This window comes from Vibrio sp. 03_296, from assembly GCF_002265885.1.
In genome coordinates this window covers 1-941 of sequence record NZ_NPKW01000857.1, presented here as the reverse complement: position 1 = coordinate 941, position 941 = coordinate 1, and the positions used below count along the sequence as shown (strand labels likewise).

The 941-nt window shown below is 47.5% G+C and carries 1 protein-coding gene; it reads right to left on the bottom strand.

The features are described from left to right. On the bottom strand, window positions 1-432 hold a 432-nt coding region (locus CIK04_RS34640; RefSeq protein WP_325205955.1), incomplete at its 3' end, for a hypothetical protein. Between the last annotated feature and the right edge of the window lie 509 nt (window positions 433-941).

The following is a 941-nucleotide window of genomic DNA, read 5'->3' as shown; positions in this document are numbered from 1 at the left end:
TGACGCTGTTTTAGCGTAGGATAAAGCTTGTTTGTTGAAGCTGTATTCGCTCTGCATATCTGGGCGAAGCCAAGTCACTACGCCGTCATTGAAATCTGGCTCGCTAGCGGCCACCAAGGGTAGGGACGTTTGAATATTGGTAATATTTTTATCTACGATGAAGTCAGAGACCCTTTCGGCGCCAAAGGTCATGGAGGTGGTGCCTGCATCAGAGTCATCGGTTCCATTGTTGACCGCTGGATCTGTCTCATCCAATTTGAACTCTGCTGGGCGGGCAATCTCTTGGCGATTGTAGTGAACCGCTAGTCTGCGCCACATTTCACGAGCCGAAGCGCGGATCACACCGGCATATTGGTTCACATGCGCATGGACAATTTCACCCGTGAGCCGGGTTGGTTGCCGATGGGTCCGTAACCGTAGCAATCCGTTCATCAACCGGATCGGTGATTAGGTTAAACAATGTTGATACGCAAATCACCGGGATGTTTGCCTGCAGGTTTGTCTTTGTTGACGATGTTGATTTTTGGCACACCAGTACCAGTAAGAATCTGGTTAATGTGTTCGATAGTGTCGAGAGTGGTTTGCAGAAACTCCCGCCCCTCAGGTGAAAAATAACTGTCGCATTAAATAATAATCGACGGACTCTTTTTCGGGTTTGAAGCGGTTAATTGAGTCGGAACTTTTCACCTTGTAGTATTGGCCTCGCCATTGACTGAAAGTGGTGTTTTTTCATCATTAAAAAAACCATAACGCTGTGAGTCTTTGCCTGGGTAGTGGACCACTTCGTAATCTGGGCTAGCAAGCTTGTCGAGTTTCACCAGCGAGTAGAAAAACGCGTTTTGAAAGAAAGATCTTCCAGTTGAGAACCAAATTGATACATATCATCCGCACTGGCGGTGAATGTGCGTTCAACTTCAACGTTAATGACACCGGCGGTCGCG